This is a genomic window from Actinoallomurus bryophytorum (assembly GCF_006716425.1).
Taxonomy (GTDB): domain Bacteria; phylum Actinomycetota; class Actinomycetes; order Streptosporangiales; family Streptosporangiaceae; genus Actinoallomurus; species Actinoallomurus bryophytorum.
On the sequence record NZ_VFOZ01000001.1, the window covers coordinates 1,366,304 to 1,391,555 of the forward strand.

Consider the following 25,252-nt stretch of genomic DNA (forward strand, 5'->3'; position numbering starts at 1 on the left):
CGCCACCACAGGCCGCGTCACTCCGCAACGGCAGGACTTCGCCGATGCCCATCCCCCGAACCCGCCAGTTCTGGCGACCGCACCCCCACAGCGACTCTGCCCATTGAGACGAGAGCGGCGGTCTGATCGGCGCCTGCCGTGACAGTCGCTCGCCGGAGTACCCGTCCCGTCCGGCACGAGCGCCCACGAGGGCGCGTGCGGGCATGGCCTACCTCACGCGGCCTCGCTCATGGTGCATACGGCCGGTCCGGCCGGGAGATTCCCGTGCCGGTCATGGCGCATACGGCCGGTCCGGCCGGGAGATTCCCGTGCCGGTCATGGCGCATACGAACGGCCCGGCCGGGAGAGTCCCATGCCGGTCATGGCGCATACGAACGGCCCGGCCGGGAGAGTCCCATGCCGGTCATGGCGCATACGAACGGCCCGGCCGGGAGAGTCCCATGCCGGTCATGGCGCATACGAACGGCCCGGCCGGGAGATTCCCATGCCGGGCCGTCGGAGCGGTGCCCCGCGGGCGCGAGGGCGCCGCACGCCTCGCGTTCGGGTCAGGTGCCCGAGCTGGAGGCCAGCGCGATGTTCACGGTGTGCTTCTGGCCGTTGCGGAGGTAGGTCATTGCGATCTTGTCGCCGGGGCTGTGGCCGCGGATCGCGGCGGAGAGCGCGTCGGCGCCGTCGATGGCCTTGCCGTCCACCTGGGTGACGATGTCGCCCTCCTTCAACCCGGCCGAGGCGGCCGGAGTGCCGCTCTGCACCGTCGCCACCAATGCGCCCTGCTGGTCGCCCATCGCGTCGGAGAGCGTCACGCCGAGGTAGGCGTGCGTGGCCTTGCCGGTCTTGATGAGCTGCTGGGACACCTGCTTGGCGGTGTCGATCGGGATGGCGAAGCCGACCCCGATGTTGCCGTTGCCGCCACCCGACGTGGCGATCGCGGTGTTGATGCCGATGACCTGGCCGGAGCCGTTCACCAGCGGGCCACCCGAGTTGCCCGGGTTGATGGCCGCGTCGGTCTGGATCGCGTCACCGATGGCCGTGCCGGCGGACCCGCCGCCCTGCTGACCCTGCCCCTGACCGCCGCCGAAGCCCGGCGGCAGGCCCGGCTGCTGGGGCTGCTGCTGTTGCTGATCGTCCCCGCTCTCGCTGAGAGTGCGGTGCAGGGCGCTGATGATGCCGGAGGTCACCGAGCCATCGAGGCCGAGCGGGCTGCCGATCGCGACCACCGGGTCGCCGACCTGCAACTGGTCGCTGTTGCCGAACGTCACCGGCTTCAGCCCAGAAACGCCCGACGCCTTGATCACCGCGAGGTCGGTCGCCTGGTCGGTGCCGACGATCTCGGCCGAGACCTTCTTGCCGTCGTTGAACTTCACCGAGACCTGGCCGCCGCCGGCGGCGTCCGCCACCACGTGGTTGTTGGTCAGGATCATGCCGTCCGAGCGGATGATGACGCCGGTGCCCTCGTCCTGGCCCTGCTGGGTCGTCACGGTGATCGACACGGTGCTCGGCTGCACCGCCTGGGCGATCGCCGCGACGCCGGTGGCGGACTTGCTGGACGCGGGGCGTACGGCGGTGGGGCTCGCGTAGGTGGTCGAGTCGTTGCCGATCACCGCCGCGACGGCACCGCCGGCCAGACCGCCGCCGAGGATCAGGGCGAGGGCCAGGCCGCCCGCCCCGGCCTTCCGGCGTGAGGTCCACCAGCCGTTGCCGGACTGCGGCGCGCCGTATCCGGGTGTGCCGTACGCCGGCGGCTCGCCGTAAAGGTGGTCCCCGTACGCCGGCTGGCCATAGGCGTGCTGACCGGGCACCTGCTGCCCAGGCTGACCGGGCTGACCGGGCTGACCGGGCTGGCCGGAGTGCAGCTGCGGCTGGGGCACGGTCTCGTCTCCAGGACGGCGCGGCGGCGGTGGCCATGCCTGCACGTATCCCGGCTGCTGCGATCCCGGCTGCTGCGACTCGGCCGGGGTGGCCTCGGACTCCACTGACGCTCCGCTTTCCGGCTCTTCCGCGTGCCCGCCGATGGGCTGGTCATGGGTCTCCATCGCTCACTCCCCAAGATCCTTCATCTGGTGATACTCAGAGAATCGCCAACGGGGCTGGGACCAGCCTGAGACCCGCCTGAAGGTTGCCGCAATAAGGCCTGTGTTAAAGACGGACAAGTGTTAAGGACCGCCGCCCCCACGCCGCGCGGGCGCCAGGGACGCGCGAGCGCTAGGAATGCGCGGACTCGATCGGGTCGATCGGGTCGGCCTCGATGGCGTCCGGGTCCAGCGGCAGGAGGACGCGGAACGTCGCGCCCTCGCCCGGGGCGGTGTCCACGCTCACCGAGCCGCCGTGCGCCTCCACCAGCCCGGCCACGATCGCCAGCCCGAGCCCGGTGCCGCCCCGGCTGCGCGCCGGGTCGGCGCGGTAGAACCGCTCGAACACCCGCTCGGCCTGTTCGGCCGGCATGCCCGGTCCGCTGTCGACGACCTCGAGTACGGCCGCCGGCGAGTCGCCGAGCATCCCGGACCGCACGACGACCTCGACAGGAGTCCCCGCCGGCGTGTGCCGTAGCGCGTTGTTGACCAGGTTGCCGATGACCTGACGGAGGCGTACCTCGTCGCCGGTCACGATGAAGGCCGAGCCGCTGCGCACCGACAGCGTGATCTCCCGCTCGCCGTCCACGACACGAGCGTCCTGTACGGAGTCGGCGGCCAGCGCGAGCAGGTCGACGGGAAGCTGCGCCAGCGGCCGCTGCTGGTCGAGCCGGGCGAGCAGCAGCAGGTCGTCGACGAGGATGCCCATCCGTGCCGCCTCGTCCTCGACCCGGCCGATCAGCCGGTCCAGCTCGTCCGGAGGGACGTCCTCACGCTGGCGGTAGTACTCGGCGAAACCCCGGATCACGCTCAGCGGGGTGCGCAGCTCGTGGCTGGCGTCGGCGACGAAGCGGCGCATCCGCCCCTCCGACTCGCGTGCGGTCGCCTCCGACCGCGACTGGGCGTGGAACGCCGTCTCGATCTGGGTGAGCATGCCGTTCAGCGCGTTGCCCAGCCGTCCGACCTCCGTACGCGGGTCGGCGTCCGGCACCCGGCGGGACAGGTCGCCTGCGGCGATGGCCTCGGCCGTGTTCTCGATGTTGACCAGCGGGCGCAGGCTGGCGCGCACGATCGCGACGCCGAGTCCCGCGACGAGCACCAGGACGATGCTGCCGACGACGATCTCGACCCCGACGAGCCTCCCCGCCGTACGCGCGACGTCGCCCAGGTCCGTGCCCACGACCACGTATCCGCCGTCCACGGGCTCGACGTGGATGCGCCATCGCATGTCGCCGGACCGCGCGTTCACCGTGACGGCCTTCTCCGCATGCGCGGCCAGCCAGTTCGGGTCCTGCGGGATGATGGGCTCGGGCTCGGGGTCACGCCAGATCGACTGCGGCGAGCTCGCGACGGTCTTTCCCGTCGAGTCGCGTACCTGGTAGACGAACTGCCCGGTCACCGGCACCTTGGTCTGGAACGCTCCGGGCTGGGTGATCGCGCGGGCCATGATGCGCGCCACGCCCGTGAGCTGCCGGTCGGTCTTGTCCAGCAGGTACCCGCGCATCGCCGAGACGCTCGCCACGCTCACCGCGACCAGCGCCAGCGCCACCAGCGCCAGTGAGGCGGCGATGAGCTTGATCCGCAGCGGGGTCCGCGAGGACAGGCGGGTCACCCAGGACGGCATTACTGCTCCGGTGGCAGGCGCAGTACGTAGCCGACCCCGCGCAGGGTGTGGATCAGGCGGGGGCCGAGCTTGTCGAGCTTGCGGCGCAGCACCGAGACGTAGGACTCCACGATTCCCGTGTCGCCGCGGAAGTCGTAGTCCCAGACGTGGTCGAGGATCTGCGCCTTGGACAGCACGCGGTTGGCGTTGGTCATGAAGTAACGCAGCAGCTTGAACTCCGTCGGCGACAGCTGGATGGGCTTGCCGGAGCGCCACACCTCGTGGCTCTCCTCGTCCAGCTCCAGGTCGGCGAAGCTCAGCCGCGGCGGCGCCTCGGCCGGCCCGCCTGAGGCACGGCGGAGTACGGCGCGGATGCGGGCGATGACCTCTTCGAGGCTGAAGGGCTTGGTCACATAGTCGTCGCCGCCGAGGGTCAGCCCGCGGATCTTGTCCTGGGTGGCGTCTCTCGCGGTCAGGAACAGCACCGGGATGTGCGCCCCGCCTCCGCGCAGCCGCCGGATGACGTCGAAACCGTCCATGTCGGGCAGCATCACGTCGAGCACGATGAGGTCAGGGCGGCGTTGCAGAGCCACCTGTACGGCATCGCCGCCGCCGGTCGCGGTGACGACCTCGAACCCCGCATAGCGGAGGCTGCCCGACAGGAGTTCCAGAATGTTGGGTTCGTCCTCGACCACGAGTAGTCGCGCTTCGCTCACTGTTCCATCCTGGCCTGCGGAGTTGAGGACTACCTGAACGTGCCCTGATGAAGGTCTGGAGGAACACCACCCGCGTCCTGGGCGTTATGCCCCGAAGTGCGACAGGGGCACCAGGGGTGACACGCCGTGTTCCTCGGGGATACAGCGTCCTGTTCCGGCCGTTTTAGATGCAGATTACACATATATAATTTGATGGAAGTAAGGCTCCTCCGCCAGGGGGGCCCGGCGGAGGGGGCCGCAGTGGTGACGAGGGCATGTCCGGTATGAGCCGGCTGGCACCGGCTCCGACCATCTCCGCGCCCGAAGCCAAGGTCAGGCCGCGGTGGTGGCGTGAGGTCTTCCTGCTCTGGGTCATGTATCTCATGTACGACGGTGTGCGGCTGCTGGTCGCCGCCGGGCACGGCGAGGCGTTCGCGAACGCCCACCGCGTGCTCGACCTCGAACGCGCCCTCCACGTCGCGGAGGAGGTGCCGATCAACCACGCGGTTTCGGCCACCCCGTTCCTGGGCGTGCCGATGTCATTCGCGTACGCGACGCTGCACTACCTGGTGACGCCGATCGTGCTGGTCTGGCTGTGGCGACGCCATCCGGAGCGCTATCGCGGAGCGCGTACGGCCCTGATCACCGCGACGCTGATCGGCCTGGTCGGGTTCTGGCTGTTCCCCACCGCACCACCGCGCATGATGCCCGGCTTCGTCGACACGCTCGCGAAGTACGACGGCTGGGGATGGTGGGCCGGCGCGGCCAGCGCGCCCAAAGGCATGGCCGGCCTGACGAACGAGTTCGCCGCCATGCCCTCACTGCATGTCGGCTGGGCGGCGTGGTGCGGCTGGCAGGTCGCGCGCACCGCGACCTGGCGCTGGCTACAGGTGCTCGGCGCCGTGTACCCCGTCTTCATGTTCACCGTCGTGGTCGGCACGGCCAACCACTACATCGCGGACGCCGTCGCGGGACTCGCCGTGATCCTCGCCGGAGCGGTGATCGCCCGCTTCCGCGAGAGACTCCGCGGTCACGTCTCGCTCTGGTCGGCCTGACCTTCGGGCTGCGTGGGCTGGGCGGCGCGCTCGGCCTGCTCCGGCTGTTCGCCGGTCTCGGCTCGCCGCCGCTCCCAGTCGGCCTGGCGAAGGTCTTCCTCGCTGGGCGCCTCGATGCGGCTGATCTGCTTGTTCATCGAGCGGACCAAGAAGAAGAGCGTGACGCCCAGGGCGGCGACGATGAGGAACGCGGTGACCCCGGGAGTGACCTGGTCTTCGTTGACCGCGAGAACCGTTATGGCAGGCATACCTTTTCCTGGACCTCGTGGACGCCGGCGAACAGATCGTCCTCCGGCAGTTCGGTATCCACCAGCGAACGTGCCAAATGGTAGTCCTCGGTGGGCCATGCCTTGCGCTTGAGGTCGGTCGGGCAGGCGAAGAAGGGGCCGTTCGGGTCGATCTGCGTCGCGTGCGCGATGAGCGCCCGGTCGCGTACCTCGAAGTAGTCGGCGCACGGCACCTTGGTCGTGATCTCCCACTTCATCGGGCGGTCCTCCCAGCGCTGGAGCATCTCCGCGTACGGCGACTCGAGCCCGGCGTCGATCATCGCCTTGTGCTCGGCGATGAACCGGTCGTGGTGGAAGGTCATGTGGTAGTAGAGCTTCAGCGGCTGCCAGGGGGCTCCGGTGCCCGGGTACCGATCGGGATCGCCGGCCGCCTCGAACGCCTCCACCGACACCCTGTGGGTCATGATGTGGTCGGGGTGAGGGTAACCGCCGTTGTCGTCGTAGGTGAGCACGACATGCGGACGGAACTCCCGCACCGCGCGTACGAGGGGCTCGCTGGCGACCTCGAGCGGCTGCAGGCCGAAGCAGCCCTCCGGGAGCGGCGGGAGCGGGTCGCCCTCGGGCAGCCCCGAGTCGACGAAGCCCAGCCACTGCTGCTCGACGCCGAGAATCCGGCGCGCCTCGGCCATCTCCTCCATGCGCACCGCCGGAAGATCGGCCTTGATCTCCGGCCGGTCCATGGCCGGGTTGAGGATGTCGCCGCGCTCACCGCCGGTGCACGTGACCACGAGCACCTCCACTCCCTCGGCGGCGTAACGCGCCATGGTGGCGGCACCCTTGCTGGACTCGTCGTCCGGGTGGGCGTGCACGGCCATCAGACGTAGTGGTTCGCGGCACGTCGTGGTCTCGGACAACTCGGGCTCCCCGTGAGCGTAAGGTCGTATCCATCCGGTGCGGCCTCGGATCAACCGTGGCCACCCCGCGAAGCATGATTCTCCCTGAGAACAACCACGCCCCGCACGGAGATTCCCCTTGACCACGACCACTACCGGCAAGAAGCGAGACTGGGTGGCTTACACCGTCATCGGGGTGTTCGTGGCGATCTGTGCAGTCGGCTGGGCGATCATCAACACGCACACCGACGGCGACCCGACCATCAGCCCAGAGATCGTGTCCTGGCAGCTCACCGACCGTTCGGTCAACGTGCGCTATGAGATCGGCAAAGCGAAGGGCGACGACGTTCACTGCGCGCTGATCGCGTACGACACCGAGCACGCGGAGGTGGGGCGGGTCGAGGTGTCCGTGCCCCCCGGAACGGGAAACGTGGATCGGCGCCAGGAGGTGCCCACCACGTCGCGGGCGACCGCGGTGGATGTTCAAGAGTGCCGGACAGGTTAATACCGGCTCTCCTAGGGGGAACAAACAAGAACGTCATAACGACACAAAGCTCTCTTGCGCTGGCTACTTCACGTTTGAATGCCGGTAGCCTTGAGAGTTCTACGGCCGCACTTCACGTGGATGAGGAGTACCCGTGACCGAGACCCGCGACGCCAACGTCACCTGGCTGACCCAGGAGGCGTACGACCGGCTCAAGCAGGAGCTGGATTACCTCACGGGCGATGGCCGAATCGAGATCGCCGCCAAGATCGAGGCCGCCCGCGACGAAGGTGACCTGAAAGAGAACGGCGGTTATCACGCGGCAAAGGAAGAGCAGGGCAAGCAGGAGGGCCGAGTCCTCCAGCTTCAGCAGATCCTGCTCAACGCCCGCGTCGGCGAGGCCCCGCGCACCGAAGGAGTGGTCGGGCCCGGGATGACCGTCACCGTGCAGTTCGCGGGTGATGACGAGGAGGTCACCTTCCTCCTGGCCTCCCGCGAGGAGAGTGGCGCCCCGATCGACGTCTACTCCCCCAAGTCGCCGCTCGGTTCGGCGATCAACGGCAAGAAGGTCGGTGAGAAGGCCAAGTACACGCTGCCCAACGGACGCAGCATGGCCGTTGAGGTCATCGACGCCACGCCGTACGCCGGCAGCTGACCGGCTTTCTCACGTACGTGCCGCCGCGCGCACCAGCGGCAGGGTCCGCTGGTGCACCGGGGTCGCCAGCGCTATCACGGTGGAGGCCCGCCGCACCCCCTCCACATCGACGATCAGGTCGATGACCCGCTGCAGGTCCTGGTTGCCGCGTCCGACGATGCGGCAGAGCATGTCGCCCCCGCCGGTGATCGTGTGCACCTCGATTACCTCGGGGATGGCGGCCAGGCGCTTGGCGACCGCGTCGTGGCCGCCCGCCTGCCGGATCTCCAGCGTCACGAACGCGGTGACCTGGTAGCCGAGGGCGGCCGGGTCGACCTCGGGCCCGAAGCCCCGGATCACACCACGCTCCTGCAGCCGGTCGAGCCTGGCCTGCACCGTGCCGCGGGCGACGCTGAGCCGACGCGAGCACTCCAGCACGCCGATACGCGGTTCCTCGGTCAGTAGCTCGATCAGCCGTGCGTCGATGTCGTCGATCATTCATGCCCCCTGGAGTCGTGGGCAGAGTGTACAGATCTCACCGTAACCTCCAAGGTTCGCTGTACAGATTGTCCACCCATTCACAGCTCCCTTGCGCAATCTGAGGCCAGGATCGACATTGTGGGAGTCAATGAACTTTGTCGCGCAAGGAGCAGCATGACGACCGCAGCCAACGAGCACGCCGTCGCCGCGGACACGCGTGGCGCAGACGACTTCCCGGTCAAGGGCATGGACGCCGTCGTCTTCGCCGTGGGCAACGCCAAGCAGGCGGCGCACTACTACTCGACCGCCTTCGGCATGCGCTGCGTCGCGTACAAGGGTCCGGAGACGGGCAGCCGGGACGAGGTCGCGTACGTGCTCGAGTCGGGCGGCGCACGGTTCGTCCTGAAGGGCGCGGTGCACGCCGGGACCGACCTCGGAAAACACGTGACCGAGCACGGTGACGGCGCGATCGACCTGGCCATCGAGGTGCCGGACGCGACGGCGGCGTACGAGCACGCGGTCGCCCACGGCGCGATCGGCCTGGAGGCCCCTCAGGTCACCGAGGACGAGCACGGCAAGGTCGTGATCGCGGCCATCGCCACGTACGGCGAGACCCGGCACTCGCTGGTCGAACGGAGCGGCTACTCCGGCCCGTACCTGCCCGGTTATGTCGCGGCGGACCCGATCGTCGCCCCCGGCGAGAAGCGCTACTTCCAGGCGATCGACCACTGCGTCGGAAACGTCGAGCTCGGCCGCATGGATGAGTGGGTGGAGTTCTACAAGCGCGTCATGGGCTTCACGAACATGAAGGAGTTCATCGGCGACGACATCGCCACCGAGTACTCCGCGCTCATGTCGAAGGTCGTCGCCGACGGCCGCGGCAAGGTGAAGTTCCCGCTCAACGAGCCGGCGATCGCCAAGAAGAAGTCCCAGATCGATGAGTACCTGGAGTTCTACGGCGGGCCCGGCATGCAGCACATCGCCCTGGCCACGAACGACATCCTCTACTCCGTCGACGCGATGCGCGCCGCCGGTGTGGAGTTCCTGAACACCCCGGCCTCCTACTACGAGGACACCGAGCTGCGCGAGCGCATCGGCGAGGTGCGGGTGTCCATCGACGAGCTGCAGCGGCGCGGGATCCTGGTCGACCGCGACGAGGACGGCTACCTTCTGCAGATCTTCACCAAGCCGGTGCAGGACCGCCCGACGGTCTTCTTCGAGCTGATCGAACGGCATGGCTCGCTCGGCTTCGGCAAGGGCAACTTCAAGGCCCTGTTCGAGGCGATCGAGCGCGAGCAGGAGCTGCGCGGCAACCTCTGAGCCGGTTGGGCGAGAGCCCTTGGTGACCCGTGTTCAACGGGCCGCCAAGGGCGGTCCATGGGACGGCACTGGCCGGGCGCGGCGCGTCTTGTCCCGGCCTGGCCGCGCGCACCGTTGCGGCATGACCGAACCGCCCCGGCCGGAACCTCCCAGGCCGGATCCGGAGAAGACACGCCGCGATCCCGTTCCCGCCCCTCCGCCTGAAGGGTCCCCGTACGGGCCCGGCCCCTGGCCCGAGCATCCGTACGGCGGACCGGCCGCGGGACCGTACGCCTCCGCCTACGGTCCGGGCGGGTACGGCTCCGACCTGGAGTACGGCGGCCGCTGGCGGCGTCTGATCGCCGCGATCATCGACGGCCTCATCGTGTACGCCGGGACCTGGATCGTCACCGCGCCGGTCCTCGGCTTCCGCACGATGTACGAGGGAAGCGTGGGCCGCCAGGCGGTGGCCAACCTCATCGCCGGCGTCGTGGCGTTCCTCTACTACGTCCTGCAGCACGGAAGGTGGGGCCGGACGCTCGGCAAGCGGGCGATGAGCCTCCGCGTCGTACGCGCCGACGACGGCGGCCCGATCAGCTACGGCCAGGCGGCCTGGCGGCTCCTGTTCGCGTACCTGGTCTCCTTGGCCACCTGCGGCGTCGGCGGGCTCGTCGACGTCGCGTGGATCCTCTGGGACCGGCGAAGGCAGGCCCTGCACGACAAGGTGGCACGTACGGTCGTCGTACGGGCGGACGCCGATATGCCCGATCCGTACCTGGAATAGCCGCCGCCTTGGCGCCCCGATTTGGCGTTTGGGCCGCTGACCAGCCACTCTTGACCGGTGAGTGCCCGCCCGATTACCGCGAGCGTCCTCCTCGGTGCCCTCCTCTCCGCGGCCCTGACGGCCTGCGCGGACAAGGCCCACGCGCCCGCCGCGGCGGTCCCGCGCGCGGCCCCCGCGGCCCCCGGGGCCACGAGCGCCGGCGACCCGATCGTGCCCGGCGGCGGCAACGGCGGCTATGACGTCCAGCACTACGACCTCGACCTGCGGATCACCCCGCGTGGCCGGCCCTCGCTCGCCGGGACCACGACGATCACCGCCACGGCCACCCAGGCGCTGAGCCGCTTCGACCTCGACCTGACCGGGCTCGACGTCTCCAAGGTCACGGTCGGCGGCGCGCCGGCGACCTACACCCGCGCGCCCGGCAAGCTGGTGGTCACGCCCCCGAAGCCGATCTCCAAAGGCCGGTTCACGGTGGGCGTCACCTACTCCGGCACCCCCGTCGCGGTCACCGACCGGGCGCTCGGAAAGTACGGCTGGATCCCCACCGATGACGGGATCTTCGTCGGTGACGAGCCGGACGGCGCGCACACCTGGTTCCCCGGCAACGATCATCCGCAGGACAAGGCCACGTTCGGCTTCCGCGTCACGGTGCCGAGCGGCCTGACCGCGGTCGCCAACGGCGAGCTGACCGGCACAACCAGGTCCGGAAAGTCGGCGACCTACACCTGGCAGGCCCGTGATCCGATGGCGACCTACCTGGCAACGGTCGACGTGGGCCGGTTCAAGACCCGCACCGGCCGCACGCCGGGTGGCGTGCCCGTCTTCGTCGCCGTCGACAGGGAGGCCGACCCGACCGGCCTGGACTCCCTGTACGACGACACGGTGAAGGTCACCGACGCGTGGGCCAAGCTGTTCGGCCCCTATCCCTTCAGCTCGACCGGCGCGGTGGTCCAGGACGCCCCGGTGCAGTTCGCGCTGGAGACCCAGACGAGGCCGGAGTACGTCCCCGGCATGGCCGCGATCCCGACGGTGGTCGCGCACGAGCTGTCTCACCAGTGGTTCGGCGACAGCGTGACCGTGACGCGGTGGAGCGACATCTGGCTCAATGAGGGGTTCGCCACGTACGCCGAGTGGATGTGGGGTGAACGGGACGGTTCGGGCCAGACCGTGCAGCAACAGTTCGACGGCCGCTACTCCCAGCGGCAGAGCACCGACCTGTGGAACGTCCCCCCGGCCGATCCGGGCCGCGCGGGGCTGTTCGGCCGCTCCGTGTACGACCGCGGGGCGATGACCCTGCACGCGCTACGCAAAAAGGTCGGTGACCAGCGGTTCTTCGCGATCCTGCGGGCCTGGACGACCGAGCACCGGCACGGCAACGCGACGACAGCGCAGTTCATCGCGCTCGCGCAGCGGGTCTCCGGGATGGATCTGCGCAGGCTGTTCCAGGTGTGGCTGTACGACCGGGGGCGGCCCGTGAACTGGTAGACCCGTGGGCGCCGCACCGCATCAGATCTTGTAAACGGCCATTCAGCCGAGCATGCTTTCCCCTGCGTGACAGGTGTGCATGCGTTTTGAACGACGGGAGAGTCTGTATGGCGAGGATCACCTCGCGAGTCCTGCCGATCGCCGCTACCGCGGTCGCCATCGGCCTGCTCGCCCCCTTGGCGCCCGCGGGCGCCAGTACCCACCGCGCCTTCACCCCCGGCGCGCCCGGTGCCGGCGACCCGTACTTCCCCGACATGGGGAACGGCGGCTACGACGCCCAGCACTACTCCCTTTCGGTGAAGTACGACCCGGGCACCAAGGCCATCGACGCCACGGCGAAGATCACCGCTCGGGCCACTCAGAACCTGTCCCGGTTCGACTTCGACTTCCTCGGGCCGCTGAAGATCAGCAAGCTCACCGTCGACGGCCGCAAGGCCGCGTACACGCGGACCGGTGCCCAGGAGCTGGTCATCACGCCGGACCACGGCATCGCACAGGGACGGCAGTTCACCGTCGACGTCGCCTACTCCGGCGTGCCGCAGCTGATCAACGACCCGGCGCTGGGCATCTCGGGCTGGATCGCGACGCACGACGGCGCGGTCGCGCTGTCACAGCCGTTCGGGTCGGCGACCTGGTACCCGGTCAATGACACCACCCACGACAAGGCGACGTACGACTTCACCGTCACCGTGCCGAACGGCCTGAAGGTCCTGGCCAACGGCGACCCGGCCGGCCAGCGGACCCAGGGGGCGAACACCACCTTCCGCTGGATCGACCGGCAGCCGACGGCGAGCGAGCTCGTGCTGATGGCGATCGGCAACTACGACGTCCGCGACACACGGACCTCCACCGGCCTGCGCAACATCACCGCCGTCGACCCCGCGTCGGTCACCTCGCCCACGGCCGCCGACGACTTCAACAAAGCCACGGCCGACGTGATCGACTGGGAGCAGGGGATCTACGGGCGCTTCCCGTTCTCCTCGACCGGCGGCATCAGCGTGCTCGCCCCGACCGTCGGCTACTCCCTGGAGACCCAGACGCGCCCGGTGTACGCGCGTCGTTCGGCCGGCGCCCTGCCATCGGCCACTCTCCTGTCCCACGAGCTCGGCCACCAGTGGTTCGGCGACGACGCCACGCCGTACGTATGGCAGCACATCTGGCTGAACGAGGGCTTCGCGACCTACACCGAGTGGCTCTACAGCGAGCAGCACGGCGGCCAGACGGCGCAGCAGCACTTCGACGCCGCCTACGCCTCGAGCGGCACGGACTGGACCGGCAAGGTCGCCGACCCAGGCCGTGACCACATCTTCGACGACCTGGTCTACACCCGGGCCGCGATGACGCTGCACCAGCTGCGTAAGGCGATCGGGGACAAGGCGTTCTTCGCCCTGGTCAAGGCGTGGCCGGCACAGCACCGCTATGGCAACGACACGACCGCGCAGTTCACGTCCTTCGCGCAGCGTTACACGCACAAGGACCTGCGGCCGCTGTTCCAGACGTGGCTGTACACCGAGGGCAAGCCGAAGCTCTGATCACCCGCGTTCACGAGACGTCCCCGGCCGAGCGGCCGGGGACGTTTCGTTTTCGCAGGTCGAGTCCCTCACCTGCGACATCAGCGGGCGCGGTCGGGGGAAGGCTTGTTGGTGACCATCGTTGGGACGTTTTTGGGGGGAATTGTGGCCACGTGTGAGGTCTGCGGTAACGACTACGGCATGTCATTCGAGGTGCACGCCCAGGGCGCCGTGCATGTGTTCGATTCGTTCGAGTGCGCGATCCAGTGCATGGCGCCGATCTGCGAGCACTGCCAGTGCCGCATCGTCGGCCACGGCGTCGAAGCCGGCGACCGCTTTTTCTGCTGCGCCCACTGCGCCCGCGAATCAGGCGTCCGCGAACTCGTCGACCACGCCTAGACCTGTCTCGCCGTCCTACCGCGCGCTGCCTGCCGACGCCGCGGGCTGTCGGGCGTCGACGCCGCTGGTCCATGGGTGGCGCCGGTCCGCATTGTCGCGGCCGACGGCCGCCGGCCGACACGGGGCAGGTTCCCTCTTCCGCCTTGCGAGGCACCGCCCGGGCACCACGGGCGGGACTTGGAGACGGCCCTGGAGCACCACCATCCCTGCGGCCGACAGGGCGGGCGGCCTTCGCCGCGGCCGACCGCCCGGGTGTTCAGATGTCCGCCGGCCATGGGATGCGTGCGGTGCCGCCCCAGACGCATCGGGCTACGACGCTTCGGTCCGGAGAAGCAGCGCGGCGGGCAGGGCGGTGAGCGCGCAGGCGGCCCACGCGAGTACCGCGTATCCGCCGGCCGACAGGACGGCCGTGGAGGCCAGGCTGGCCGCCGCCGCGATGCTCCAGACCGCCGCGTCGACCGCACCCTCGACATTCGCCCGAGCCGAGTCCGGCAGACCGGCGGCCAGTCGCCCGCTTCCGCCGACGAAGCAGAGGTTCCAGCCGAAACCGAGCAGGAACAGCGCGCCCGTACGTAGCGGGGCGTTGCTCTCGGGCGTGGTCGCGGCAAGGACCGTCGCGACCGCCAGCACGACAAGCCCCGCGGCCATGACGGGACGGGAGCCGACCCTGTCGAGCAGCCGCCCGGTCAGCGGAGAGAACGCGAACATGCCGAGCGTGTGCGCGGACAGCGTCATGCCCACCGCACCCAGTCCCTGACCATGCATATGCATGTCCAGCGGCGCCGCGGTCATGACGGCCACCATGACCACCTGCGCGGTGACCATGACGGCCAACGCCGCCCCAGAGGCACGCGCCACCTCCCGAAACCGCACACGAGACGCGGCGACACCGGCGGGAGCACCGTCCGCCAAGCCTGGCACACCATCGGCCAGGACGGCATGGCCGGCCACACCCTCACCACCCACGGCCCCACCCGCCGGGCCCTGAACGGAACCTCCCGCACCCATCGACGCACCACGAGACTCCGCGCCCACAGGACTATCGCCCGCCAAGCCCGGCACACCACCGGCCAGGACGGCATGGCCCGCCACGCGCTCACCACCCACGACCCTGCCCGCCATCTCCTGGGCCGGACGACCCGCCGAAACACCAGCGTCGGCCCCGGACACCCCACCGCCCGTGCCCTCCGCGTCGCCGGTCCCGCAGGTCGCCACGGCTGCCGGTGTGGCGGTGGTGCGTGCTGAGGTGCCACCGACGGCGGCTGCGAGTGCGGCTCCCAGGGTGGCCAGGGAGACGAACAGGTACGGGCCGGCCGGCCCGGTCCAGCCCAGGCTTGTCGCGATCTCGCTCGACGGGCCGAGCAGCAGCGGGCCGCCGACGGCTCCTACGGCGCCCGCCCACACGACCGTGCTGATCGCGAAGCCTCGTCGTTCAGCCGGGTACAGGTCGGCCGCCACGTAGCGCGAGAGCTGGGCCCCGGCGTTGCCGAGCCCCAGCAGCAGCATTCCGGCGCTCAGCGCGGCGACGTCACGTGCCGCCACCGCGGTGGTCGCCAGTACGGCCCCGCACGCTGAGGCCAGGTAGCCGGACAGCAGGCCGGTCCGGCGGCCGTGATGGTTCATCAGCCAGGTCAGCGCCAGTGCGCCGATGCCGGTGCCGACGATGCCCGCGGTGTTCGGGATCGCGGCCCAGCGTGCGCCGAACCGGTCGCCGGCGACGATGGTGCTCACGGAACTCGCCACGGCCATGGCAGCGTTCATGAGCGCGGCGCCCGAGAAGAGTGCCGTCATGCCCGGTGGACGTGCCGTGGCCGCCAGGCGATTTACCTGTGAGATATGCATGCGTCGACACTAAGAACGCCGCTTCTCGCATTGAATGGGTGGATCTCGGGTCATCGGCCGCGAAAGTTATTGTTCGAAAGGCGATACCGCGCGAGAGTTCGCCCATGGACAGATCGCTGGATTCGATCGACTGGCACATCCTCGCCGAGTTGCAGCGCGACGGGCGGCTCTCGTACAACAGGCTCGCCCGCCGGGTGAACCTGTCCGCGCCCGCAGTCGCCGAACGCGTGCGCCGGCTGGAGGAGTCCGGCGTCATCACCGGCTACGGCGCACGCGTCGACGCGACCAAGGCCGGTCTGCCGCTGACGGCGTTCGTGCAGCTGCGGTGTGCGCTCGGGAGCTGCCTGCTCAAGAACACGACCGCCGAGGAATTTCCCGAGGTCACCGAGGTGCACAAGCTGAGCGGCGACTCGTGCTCGATGCTGAGGGTACGGGTGGCGTCCATGCCGCACCTGGAGGGACTGCTCGAACGCCTCGGCCGGCACGGTGAGATGAACTCCCACATCGTCCTGTCGACCCAGTACGAGGGCCGCGCCGTCGAACGGCCCGCCGACGAGACGAGGCCGGTCACCGGCTCCAGCGGATGGAGCCGGTGAACGTACAGGTGCGATCAGCCGGCGGCCTTTTTGTACTGGCGGACGCCCAGGACGAGGAAGACCAGGGAGATGCCGGCGATCCAGAGGACGGACCGCAGCGCCGGCGCGGCGAGCGCCTGCCCGTGCCCGTAGAACATCGCGCGCAGCGCGTTGTTCATCGCCGTCACCGGGCTGTAGCGGACGATCCCCTGCAACCAGCCGGGCAGGCTCGTCATGGGGACGAAGCCGTTGCTCAGGAACGTCAGCGGAAAGATCCAGATCATGCCGGCCATCTGGGCCGCCTCGACCGTCTTGACGCCCAGCCCGATCACCGTGCCGATCGAGGAGAACGCGAAGGCGAACGCGATCAGCAGCACGATGCCGCCGAGCGCCGGCAGGAAGCCGTTCTGGAAGCGGAAGCCGACCGCGTATCCCGCGCCGACCATGATGAACAGGGTCAGTGTGTTGCGTGCGGCCTCGGCCACCAGCCGGCCGATGAGGACCGCCGAGCGCGCCATCGGCAGCGACCTGAACCGGTCGATCAGCCCTTTGTGCAGGTCGTCGGCGAAGCCGGCGGCCGTGCCTGCCGTGGCGAACGCCATGGTCTGCACGAAGATCGCGGGCATCATGAAGTTTTTGTAGTCCATGCCCGGGATCTTGATCGCGTTCGCGAAGACCACCGTGAACAGCAGGATGAACATGATGGGCTGCATGATCGAGAAGAACAGCAGCTCCGGGATGCGCGTGGTGTGCTTCAGATGGCGTCTCGTGATCACCACCGAGTCGCTGAGGGCGTAGGTGAGGCTCATGATTCCTCCTCGGCGGCGTGGCCGGTCAGGGACAGGAAGACCTCGTCGAGGGTCGGGCGGCGGAGCGCGAGGTCCTGCGCCACGACACCGGCCGAGTCGAGCTCGCGTACGACGTCGGCCAGCGCGCGGGTGCCGCCGCTGACCTGGACGGTCACCACGTGGGTGTCCTCGTCGACGACCGGCTCGGCGGTCGCCAGGGGGGCCAGCGCGGCGACCGCCTTGGGCACCTCGGACCGGTCGGCGACGACCAGCTCCACGCGCTCACCGCCGACCTGGGCCTTCAGCTCGTCGGCCGAGCCCTGGGCGATCAGCCTGCCGCTGTCGATGATGGCGATGTCGTCCGCGAGCGCGTCGGCCTCCTCGAGATATTGGGTGGTCAGCAGGAGGGTCGCGCCCTCGCGGACCAGCTTGCGGATGACGTCCCACATGCCGAGGCGGCCGCGCGGGTCCAGGCCGGTGGTCGGCTCGTCCAGGAAGATGACCTGCGGCCTGGCCACGAGGCTCGCGGCGAGGTCGAGCCTCCGGCGCATGCCGCCGGAGTAGGTCTTGGCCACCCGGTCCGCGGCGTCGGTCAGGTCGAACTCGTCCAGCAGCTCGGCGGCGCGCGCCTGGGACGCCTTGGCGCCGAGGTGGTAGAGCCGCCCGACCATGTCCAGGTTTTCCCGGCCGGTGAGGTATTCGTCCACCGCCGCGTACTGCCCCGAGAGCCCGATGACCTTGCGGACGGCGCCCGGATCGCGGAGCACATCGTGCCCGGCGACGGTCGCATGGCCCGTGTCCGGGCGCAGAAGCGTGGTGAGAATGCGCACGACGGTGGTCTTGCCGGCGCCATTGGGGCCCAGAAGACCCAGAACCGTGCCGGCCGGAACGGAAAGGTCGACACCGTCGAGCGCGGTGACCTTGCCGTAATGCTTGACCAGGCCTTCGGCGATGATCATGTCTGACATGACGTCCCCCACGGGACAGAAAGATGCATCCCCGCTGTCTATCAATGGGCTACGACAACTTCGGGGTCACATAAGTCTTTCGGACGCTACTGGGGTCGATGTCATCGCTCAAGGGAATACTTCACATCAATCCCGCCGCCTTTCCTCAAGGCGGGCGCGGATCAGCTGAAGCTGAGGGTGTAACCCTCTCGGCGCAGCCGGCCGAGCACCTCGTCGCAGTGCTCCGGACCACGGGTCTCCAGGTGCAGCAGCACCTCGGCCTCGTCGACGTTGAGCCGGGCGGCGACGCGCTCGTGTACGACGTCCAGCACGTTGACCTCCATCTCGGCGAGCTCGCTGAGCAGGTCGACCAGGGCACCCGGGTGGTCCCGCAGCCGTGCGCGGAACACCAGGTAGCGGCCGGCGACGGCCAGGCCGTGCCGCAGCACCTTGGCCAAGAGCAGCGGGTCGATGTTGCCGCCGGAGAGCACGGTGACGACCGGCGCCTCGAACTCCTGCGGCCGGTCGAGCAGCGCGGCGACGCCGACCGCTCCGGCCGGCTCGACGACCTGCTTGGATCGCTCCAGGCAGTTGACCATCGCCTCGGACAGGGATTCTTCCGACACGGTCACCACGGAGTCGACGAGCTTGGAGACCATCTCGAAGGTGAGGTCGCCCGGACGGCCGACGGAGATCCCGTCGGCCATCGTGGCGGACGGCTCGACCATGATCGGCCGGCCCGCCGCGAGCGAGGGGGGAAAGGCCGCGGCCCGCTCCGCCTGTACGCCGACCACCCGCACGTCCGGGCGTACGGCCTTGACGGCGGCGGCGATCCCGGAGATCAGCCCGCCTCCGCCGACGCCGACCAGGATCGTACGGACGTCGGGGCACTGCTCGATGATCTCCAGGCCGACGGTGCCCTGCCCGGCCACCACGTCGGGATGGTCGAACGGATGGATGAAGACCGCGCCGGTCTTCTCGGCATAGGCGTTCGCGGCGTCGAGGCACGCGTCCACACCGGCGGACTCGAAGACGACCTCGGCGCCGTACGCGCGGGTGGCCACGACCTTGGGCAGGGGGGCACCGGCGGGCATGAAGACGACCGCCTTGCTGCCGAGCAGCCGGGCGGCGAGCGCGACGCCCTGAGCGTGGTTGCCCGCACTCGCGGCGACGACGCCGCGCGCCCTCTCCTCGTCGGTGAGCCGCGCGATGCGGACGTACGCCCCGCGGGACTTGAACGAACCGGCGCGCTGGAGGTTCTCGCACTTGAGGTGGACCGGTCCGCCGATCTTGGACGACAGTGACCGGGACTCGAGGATCGGCGTTGTCACGGTGACGTCCCGCAGCAGCTCACGGGCCGCGCGGATGTCATCGATGCTGACGGTGCCACTCATGGTTGAGAGTCTCCCACGGCCGCCCAGGCCGGGGTACGGCCCGTTCGCCCGCCCCACCGGGCCCGCGGGCGTGCCGCCGGCGGCCGCCTACGGGCGCCAGGCGCTCCGCGGGATGAAACGGCTCCGGCGGCACCAGACGCGCCAGGTTCGCCGGGGGGCGTGAGTCAGTCGCCGGTCCAGTATCGGTCGGCGCCGAAGATGAACGCGGCCGCGCCGACCAGGCCCGCCATCTGCCCGAGCGCGGCCGGTACGACGCGCACCTCGCGGGCGAAGTCCATCTGGGCATGCGCGCGGAAGGTGTCCTCCAGCGGGCGGAACAGCAGCGGCCCCGCCTGGGAGAGCCCACCCCCGACCGCGACGACGTCGAGGTCGCACAGATGGGTCGCCGAAGCGATCGCCACGCCCAGCGCCCAGCCGGCGCGGTTCATCGCGCGCACCGCGACCGGATGTCCGCGGGCCGCGTCGTGCGCGAGCTCCTTGCCGGTCTCGCCGGTCCAGCCCTGCTCTCTGGCCCAGGCCGAGAGCCCGGGTCCGCGCGCGATCGCCTCCAGGCAGCCGCGGCCGCCGCATTCGCAGGCCGGTCCGTCCGGGTCGACAATCACATGCCCGATGTGCCCAGCGTTGCCGCTCTTGCCGTCGATGATCCGGTCGCCCAGGATGAGCCCGCCTCCGACGCCGGTGGAGACGACCATGCCGAGGACGTTGGGCCGGCCGCGCCCGGCACCGCGCCAGTGTTCGCCGACGGCGACGGCGACGGCGTCGTTGTGCACGCGTACCGGCAGGCCGGGGAAGAGCTCGCTGAGGCGCTCACGCAGCGGGAACGCATGCCACGCCGGCATGTTGAGCGGCGAGACCTCACCCGAGGGCCACGCCATCGGCCCGCCGCATCCCACACCCACTCCGGCGAGACGCTCGACGGGCAGCTTTTCGATCAGCGCCAGGAGGGTGCGCCACAGGCCCTCGGAGTCGACGTGCGGCGCCTGCGGCGTGATGATGCGCTCGTACGCGCCGACGCGCCCACCGGGCTCCACCAGCGCGGCGGCCATCTTGGTGCCGCCGACGTCGATCGCGAGGACGGAAGCGTTCACCGGTGCACCGCCCTGTCTTTCATTGTCCGCCGCTCCCCTTGCCGAGCCGTTATCGCTCCTCCAGGTCATGAGGTCCGGTGGCCGAGGTCAGGAGGCCCCCCTTTCGGCGCCCGGCCCGAACGCCAGGATCGACGCGGTGAAGCCGTGCACGTGGTTGCGGCCCGCGACCGGTCCGATCTCACCGGCGGCGAAGCACCCGCCGATCCCCGACGTGCCGAGCATGCTGCGCATCAGGCGGACGTCGTGGTCGGAGTTGGGGAACATCGCGCGGCCACGGCCGGTGCACGAGAACAGCAGCGCGCCCTCGACCGGCTCGAGACCCAGGTCACCGAGCAGGAGCGTGAGGTCCTCGTCGGCCGCTCCGGCGTCACGGACCTGGAAACGCACCGTACGGCCGACCTCGATCACGTCGCCGGTGGCGAGCGCGCCCGCCTCGGGGTCGGCGCCGATGACACCGCGGACGAGGAAGTCGCCGCGCTCGTGCTCGTCGGCGTACTCGTCCATCGCGACGCCGATCAGCAGGCCGGTCTCGATCAGCTCGCGCTCCTTGTCCGGCAGCTCGGCGACGACCTCTTCGAGCTTGGTCAGCGCGGGCGAACCGGCGAGCTCGTACAGCACGTTGTCCTCGGCCCTGGTGACCGCCATGGCCGGCCCGACGGGGCGTGCACCCTGGCTGACCAGCGTCGTGGTCATCACCGAGCCGCCGAGCAGCACGCCGACCGCGCCGGAGTCGACGATCTCGCCGTCCGCGAAGAGCCGCGCGGTGCCGCGCCCGCCCTGCCCGGTGGCCAGCCCGCCGACGAGAGGAAGTCCTGGAAGTACTTCGCCGGACCGCTCCACGAAGGCGTCGACCGGGAAGCTGTAGGGATCGGCCAGCAGGACCGCGACCACGTCGTCGTCGCTGGTCTGGGGCATGCCGACCACGGCCAGCCGCTGCGCCGCCTCCGGGTCCTCACCGGGGAACTTCAGCGTCTCCAGCCGGAACGGCTCGATGCGCGCCTCGGGCAGCCGGGCGGCCCACGCGCTGACCGCGCTGGAGTCCTCGACGCCGTGGTTGCCGCCGATGACGCCGGGTGCGCCGCAGCCGATCACGTTGGGCGTGCCCGCGACCTCCATCGCCCGCCGTGCCGCTCTTTCGACCGCGTCCGGGGCCTGCGCGCACACGAAGACGAAGACGAGGTCGGGCGGGCCGTCGAGTGGCAGGCGAGCCTGCGCCACAGCGGAGTCCGCGGCCGCGACCAGATCCGGGCCGACGGCCAGACCATCGCCGAACCGTGACACTGCCTCGCCTCCCTTGAACCGATTCCTTACGGTCTACCACAGCGTATTGAGGATTCCCGGCCCGGCCACGGCGCCCCTTCGCGCCGTCCGGTGTAGGCCAGAGAGGTGTTCACAGCCGGTGTACCCGGTCCACCCGCGCCGACGAACCCACCACACCGCCGGGCGCGGCGCGGGGCCCCCTTGGATGCGGATATGAAAATCCGGGCATAGTGTCGAACGGAACACGAGCGAGCCGAGAGACCTACGAGCCAGCTGACGCGGCGAGCGGGGTGGGCGGCGAGATGCGATCACTCCTTCGGCCGGCCACGAACAAGAAGCGATAGAGGACAGTGAACACGCGACCTACGACACTTCGCGAACTCCGCGCCACTGGTCATGTCCACCGGCCGGTGAAGGACGAGATCCGCGACAACCTGCTCGCCCGCCTCAGAAGCGGCGAGCCGCGCTTCCCCGGCATCGTCGGGTTCGAGGAGACGGTGCTCCCCCACCTGGAGCGCGCCCTCATCGCCGGGCACGACCTCGTGCTCCTCGGCGAACGCGGCCAGGGCAAGTCCCGGCTGATCCGCACCCTCGGCGGGCTGCTCGACGAGTGGACGCCGGTGGTCGAGGGCTGTGAGATCAACGACCACCCGTACGCCCCGGTCTGCGTACGCTGCCGGCGGCTGCTCGCCGAGCAGGGCGAGGACCTGCCGATCGCGTGGAAGCACCGCGACGACCGGTACGGCGAGAAGCTCGCCACCCCCGACACCAGCGTGGGCGACCTCATCGGGGACATCGACCCGATCAAGGTCGCGGAGGGCCGCACACTCGGCGACCCGGAGACCGTGCACTACGGCCTGGTGCCGCGCACCAACCGCGGCATCTTCTGCGTCAACGAGCTGCCCGACCTGGCCGAGCGGATCCAGGTGTCGCTGCTCAACGTGCTGGAGGAGCGCGACGTGCAGATCCGCGGGTACGCCCTGCGGCTGCCGCTCGACGTCCTGCTGGTGGCCAGCGCCAACCCCGAGGACTACACCAACCGCGGCCGCATCATCACGCCGCTGAAGGACCGTTTCGGCGCCGAGATCCGTACTCACTACCCGCTCGACCTCGACGACGAGCTGGTGCTGATCGGCCAGGAGGCGCAGGTCACCGCGGCCGTACCCACGCACCTGATGGAGGTCATCGCCAGGTTCACCCGGCTCGTACGCGAGTCGCCGGCGGTCGACGCCCGCTCCGGGGTGTCCGCGCGGTTCTCCATCGCCGGCACCGAGACCGTCGCCGCCTCCGCGCTGCGCCGCGGCGCCGTCGCCGGCGAGGACCAGCCGGTGGCGCGCGTGTGCGACCTGCCGACCATCGTGCCTACTCTGCTGGGCAAGGTGGAGTTCGAGGTCAGCGAGGAGGGTCGCGAGGAGGAGGTGCTCGCGCACCTGCTGCGCCGCGCCACGTCCGACACCTGGCGGCGCATGCTCGGGGCGGCCGACCTGAACGGCCTGCTGGACCGCTTCGACCGCGGCGCCACCGTCGACTCCGGCGAGATGGTGCCGGCCGCGGAGCTGCTGCACCGCATCGGGCCGGTCACCGGCCTGTCGAAGATCCTGGAGAGCCTCGGCATGGAGGGCGAGTCGCCCGGACACGCGGCGGCCGCCCTGGAGTTCGCCCTGGAGGGGCTGTACCTCATGCGGCGGCTGTCCAAGGACGTCTCCGACGGGACGTCGACCTACCGTACGTAGTTCAGCGAGAAAAGAGGTCACCGTGGCCGGATACCGGTACGGGCCCTACAACGACGGACCGGATCCGCTCGCCCCGCCGTACGACATCCGGGCCGCCCTCGACGCCATGGGCGAGTCCATGCTCGAGGGCACCGGCCCGGCCGAGGCGCTGCGCGACCTGCTGCGCCGCGGACTGCCGGGCGCGCAGCGGCAGCGCGGTCTGGACGACCTGCTCCGGCAGGTACGCGCCCGGCGGCAGCAGCTGCGCGGGAGCGGGCGGCTCGACGGCACGCTAGAAGAGGCGCGAGCCCTGCTCGACAAGGCGATCGGCCAGGAGCGCGCCACGCTCTTCCCCGACCCCAGCGACGACGCACGGCTGCGCGAGACCGAGCTCGACACGCTGCCGGACGACACCGCGCAGGCCGTACGCCGGCTGTCCGACTACGAGTGGCGTTCGCCGGAGGCGCGGCAGACGTACGAGGAGCTCAAGGACCTGCTGCGGCGCGACGTGCTGGACGCGCAGTTCCGCGGCATGAAGCAGGCCATGACCAACCCCGACCCGGCCGCCATGGAGCGGGTCAAGAACATGATGTCCGCCCTCAACGAGATGCTCGAGAAGGACGCGCGCGGCGAGCACACGCCCGAGGACTTCGACGCCTTCATGACGGAGTACGGGGAGTTCTTCCCGGACAACCCGTCCAACCTGGAAGAGCTCGTCGACTCCCTCGCCCGGCGCGCGGCGGCGACCGAGCGGCTGCTCGCCTCGCTCACGCCCGAACAGCGCGCCGAGCTGGCCTCGCTCATGGCGCAGACGCTGGAGGACGCCGGGCTGGCCTCGGAGATGCAGCGCCTCGGCTCGTCTCTGCGGCAGCGGCGGCCCGACCTCGACTGGTCCGGCTCGGAGCGCATGAGCGGCGATGATCCGATGTCCCTCGGCGACGCCACCAGCGCGCTGCAGGAGCTCGCCGACCTCGCCGAGCTCGAAGGCGCGCTGCGCCAGGACTACCCCGGCGCACGGATGGACGACATCGACGAGGAGGCGGTACGCCGCGCGCTCGGCAGGCAGGCCGTGGACGACCTGGCCGAGCTGCGCCGCATCGAGGCCGAGCTCGAACGCCAGGGCTACCTCAAGCGCCGCGGCGGCGCGCTGGACCTGACGCCCAAGGCCGTACGCCGCCTGGGCGAGACCGCGCTGCGCCGGGTGTTCGCCCAGCTCGACTCCTCGCGGCAGGGCGACCACGACCAGGTCGACGCCGGCCAGGCGGGTGAGCTGACCGGCTCCAGCCGTCCCTGGCGTCCCGGCGACGAGCAGCCCCTCGACGTGATCCGTACGCTGTCCAACGCACTGCGCCGCGGCGAGACGCTGACCGGGGCCGCACGGCCGAAGGTACGCCTGGAGGCCGACGACTTCGAGGTGCTCGAGACCGAGCGGCGTACGGCCGCGGCGGTGTGCCTACTGGTCGACCTGTCCTACTCCATGGCGCTGCGCGGCACCTGGGGGTCGGCCAAGCAGACCGCACTGGCCCTGCACACGCTGGTGGCCAGCAAGTACCCGCAGGACGCGATCCAGATCATCGGCTTCTCCAACTACGCGCGCGAGCTGCGCCCGACGGAGCTGGCCGCGCTGGACTGGGACATGGTCCAGGGCACGAACCTCCACCACGCGCTGATGATCGCCGGCCGTCATCTGGACCGCCACCCCGAACACGACCCGATCATCCTGGTGGTGACGGACGGCGAGCCGACCGCGCACCTCCTGCGCGACGGCCGGTCGTCGTTCGACTGGCCACCGTCCCGCGAGACGCTGGAGCTGACCCTCGCCGAGGTGGACAAGATGACCCGCCGGCGCGCGACGATGAACATCTTCATGCTCGCCGACGACGAACGCCTGGTCTCCTTCGTGGAGGAGGTGGCCCGCCGCAACGGCGGCCGCGTCTTCGCCCCGACCCCCGAACGCCTGGGCGAGTACGTGGTCCGCGACTACCTGCGCGTACGCCGAGGCGCCCGCTGACCTACTCGCTAAGAGCC

Annotated in this window: 23 protein-coding genes; 11 read left to right on the plus strand and 12 right to left on the minus strand. The window is 70.2% G+C overall.

Features of this window, described 5'->3' with window-relative positions; all coding sequences use genetic code 11:
- Window positions 1–545 precede the first annotated feature (545 nt).
- The 3 genes from FB559_RS06475 to FB559_RS06485 all read right to left on the minus strand — a co-directional run bounded on the left by FB559_RS06475 (window position 546) and on the right by FB559_RS06485 (window position 4,388).
- A complete protein-coding gene (locus FB559_RS06475) occupies window positions 546–2,033 on the minus strand; it encodes a S1C family serine protease (protein WP_141954318.1) in 1,488 nt (495 codons plus the stop codon).
- 169 nt (window positions 2,034–2,202) lie between these two features.
- Window positions 2,203–3,693 (minus strand): sensor histidine kinase, encoded by a 1,491-nt coding sequence (locus tag FB559_RS06480; RefSeq protein ID WP_141954320.1) that lies wholly within the window; start codon window positions 3,691–3,693, stop codon window positions 2,203–2,205.
- Entirely contained in the window at window positions 3,693–4,388 is a 696-nt protein-coding gene (locus tag FB559_RS06485) for a response regulator transcription factor (protein WP_141954322.1), read from the minus strand. Before FB559_RS06485 ends, FB559_RS06480 begins: the two co-directional genes overlap by 1 nt.
- A 254-nt stretch (window positions 4,389–4,642) precedes the next feature.
- On the opposite strand from FB559_RS06485, the gene FB559_RS06490 reads away from it, so the two are divergent.
- Window positions 4,643–5,422, plus strand: a complete 780-nt coding sequence (locus FB559_RS06490) for a phosphatase PAP2 family protein (protein WP_141954324.1) — start codon at window positions 4,643–4,645, stop codon at window positions 5,420–5,422.
- Here FB559_RS06490 and FB559_RS06495 read toward each other — a convergent pair.
- Both FB559_RS06495 and mca read right to left on the minus strand, forming a co-directional pair.
- On the minus strand, window positions 5,398–5,670 hold the full coding sequence (locus tag FB559_RS06495; protein ID WP_141954327.1) for a hypothetical protein: 273 nt from the start codon (window positions 5,668–5,670) through the stop codon (window positions 5,398–5,400). The two genes, FB559_RS06490 and FB559_RS06495, sit on opposite strands and share 25 nt — an antisense overlap.
- The gene (mca, locus tag FB559_RS06500) at window positions 5,658–6,524 is read right to left on the minus strand and encodes a mycothiol conjugate amidase Mca (protein WP_141961530.1); all 867 of its coding nucleotides are present in this window, start codon (window positions 6,522–6,524) and stop codon (window positions 5,658–5,660) included. The genes FB559_RS06495 and mca overlap by 13 nt, the downstream gene beginning before the upstream one ends.
- A gap of 157 nt (window positions 6,525–6,681) precedes the next feature.
- On the opposite strand from mca, the gene FB559_RS06505 reads away from it, so the two are divergent.
- Window positions 6,682–7,047: a DUF4307 domain-containing protein gene (locus FB559_RS06505; RefSeq protein WP_141954329.1), complete on the plus strand. Its 366-nt coding sequence runs from the start codon at window positions 6,682–6,684 to the stop codon at window positions 7,045–7,047.
- A 133-nt stretch (window positions 7,048–7,180) separates the two neighbouring features.
- On the plus strand, window positions 7,181–7,681 hold the full coding sequence (gene greA, locus FB559_RS06510; RefSeq protein WP_141954331.1) for a transcription elongation factor GreA: 501 nt from the start codon (window positions 7,181–7,183) through the stop codon (window positions 7,679–7,681).
- Window positions 7,682–7,690: 9 nt separating this feature from the next.
- Here greA and FB559_RS06515 read toward each other — a convergent pair whose 3' ends face one another.
- Entirely contained in the window at window positions 7,691–8,158 is a 468-nt protein-coding gene (locus tag FB559_RS06515; protein ID WP_141954334.1) for an Lrp/AsnC family transcriptional regulator, read from the minus strand.
- A 156-nt stretch (window positions 8,159–8,314) separates the two neighbouring features.
- Between FB559_RS06515 and hppD the strand changes: the two genes are divergently transcribed.
- From hppD to FB559_RS06540, 5 genes are all read left to right on the plus strand, one after another.
- Window positions 8,315–9,460, plus strand: coding sequence for a 4-hydroxyphenylpyruvate dioxygenase (hppD, locus tag FB559_RS06520; RefSeq protein ID WP_141954336.1), 1,146 nt, complete (start codon window positions 8,315–8,317; stop codon window positions 9,458–9,460).
- A 121-nt stretch (window positions 9,461–9,581) separates the two neighbouring features.
- Window positions 9,582–10,223 (plus strand): RDD family protein, encoded by a 642-nt coding sequence (locus tag FB559_RS06525; RefSeq protein ID WP_141954338.1) that lies wholly within the window; start codon window positions 9,582–9,584, stop codon window positions 10,221–10,223.
- A 57-nt stretch (window positions 10,224–10,280) separates the two neighbouring features.
- Window positions 10,281–11,708: a M1 family metallopeptidase gene (locus FB559_RS06530; RefSeq protein ID WP_141954340.1), complete on the plus strand. Its 1,428-nt coding sequence runs from the start codon at window positions 10,281–10,283 to the stop codon at window positions 11,706–11,708.
- A gap of 107 nt (window positions 11,709–11,815) precedes the next feature.
- Window positions 11,816–13,240, plus strand: coding sequence for a M1 family metallopeptidase (locus FB559_RS06535; protein WP_141954342.1), 1,425 nt, complete (start codon window positions 11,816–11,818; stop codon window positions 13,238–13,240).
- Window positions 13,241–13,384: 144 nt separating this feature from the next.
- The gene (locus FB559_RS06540) at window positions 13,385–13,618 is read left to right on the plus strand and encodes a hypothetical protein (RefSeq protein WP_141961531.1); all 234 of its coding nucleotides are present in this window, start codon (window positions 13,385–13,387) and stop codon (window positions 13,616–13,618) included.
- 309 nt (window positions 13,619–13,927) lie between these two features.
- Here the strand turns inward: FB559_RS06540 and FB559_RS06545 are convergent, their stop codons facing one another.
- Window positions 13,928–15,460 carry an MFS transporter gene (locus FB559_RS06545; protein WP_141954345.1) on the minus strand — a complete coding sequence of 511 codons (1,533 nt, stop codon included), beginning with the start codon at window positions 15,458–15,460 and terminating at the stop codon, window positions 13,928–13,930.
- A 104-nt stretch (window positions 15,461–15,564) separates the two neighbouring features.
- Here FB559_RS06545 and FB559_RS06550 point away from each other — a divergent pair, with 104 nt between their 5' ends.
- Complete coding sequence (locus tag FB559_RS06550; protein WP_141954347.1) at window positions 15,565–16,056, plus strand: Lrp/AsnC family transcriptional regulator; 492 nt, start codon at window positions 15,565–15,567, stop codon at window positions 16,054–16,056.
- Between the two features lie 14 nt (window positions 16,057–16,070).
- On the opposite strand, the gene FB559_RS06555 is transcribed toward FB559_RS06550, so the two are convergent.
- The 5 genes from FB559_RS06555 to FB559_RS06575 form a co-directional block, all read right to left on the minus strand.
- Window positions 16,071–16,844 (minus strand): ABC transporter permease, encoded by a 774-nt coding sequence (locus FB559_RS06555; RefSeq protein ID WP_141954349.1) that lies wholly within the window; start codon window positions 16,842–16,844, stop codon window positions 16,071–16,073.
- Window positions 16,841–17,791 (minus strand): ATP-binding cassette domain-containing protein, encoded by a 951-nt coding sequence (locus tag FB559_RS06560; protein ID WP_141954351.1) that lies wholly within the window; start codon window positions 17,789–17,791, stop codon window positions 16,841–16,843. The genes FB559_RS06555 and FB559_RS06560 overlap by 4 nt, the downstream gene beginning before the upstream one ends.
- Window positions 17,792–17,952: 161 nt before the next feature.
- The gene (gene ilvA, locus FB559_RS06565; RefSeq protein ID WP_141954353.1) at window positions 17,953–19,164 is read right to left on the minus strand and encodes a threonine ammonia-lyase; all 1,212 of its coding nucleotides are present in this window, start codon (window positions 19,162–19,164) and stop codon (window positions 17,953–17,955) included.
- A 164-nt stretch (window positions 19,165–19,328) separates the two neighbouring features.
- The gene (locus FB559_RS06570; protein WP_246121387.1) at window positions 19,329–20,252 is read right to left on the minus strand and encodes an ROK family protein; all 924 of its coding nucleotides are present in this window, start codon (window positions 20,250–20,252) and stop codon (window positions 19,329–19,331) included.
- Between the two features lie 87 nt (window positions 20,253–20,339).
- A complete protein-coding gene (locus tag FB559_RS06575; RefSeq protein WP_141954357.1) occupies window positions 20,340–21,533 on the minus strand; it encodes an FIST signal transduction protein in 1,194 nt (397 codons plus the stop codon).
- A 329-nt stretch (window positions 21,534–21,862) separates the two neighbouring features.
- Between FB559_RS06575 and FB559_RS06580 the strand changes: the two genes are divergently transcribed.
- Window positions 21,863–23,245 carry a sigma 54-interacting transcriptional regulator gene (locus tag FB559_RS06580; protein WP_185792065.1) on the plus strand — a complete coding sequence of 461 codons (1,383 nt, stop codon included), beginning with the start codon at window positions 21,863–21,865 and terminating at the stop codon, window positions 23,243–23,245.
- A gap of 22 nt (window positions 23,246–23,267) precedes the next feature.
- Window positions 23,268–25,235 carry a vWA domain-containing protein gene (locus FB559_RS06585; protein WP_141954359.1) on the plus strand — a complete coding sequence of 656 codons (1,968 nt, stop codon included), beginning with the start codon at window positions 23,268–23,270 and terminating at the stop codon, window positions 25,233–25,235.
- The last annotated feature ends 17 nt before the right edge of the window (window positions 25,236–25,252 follow it).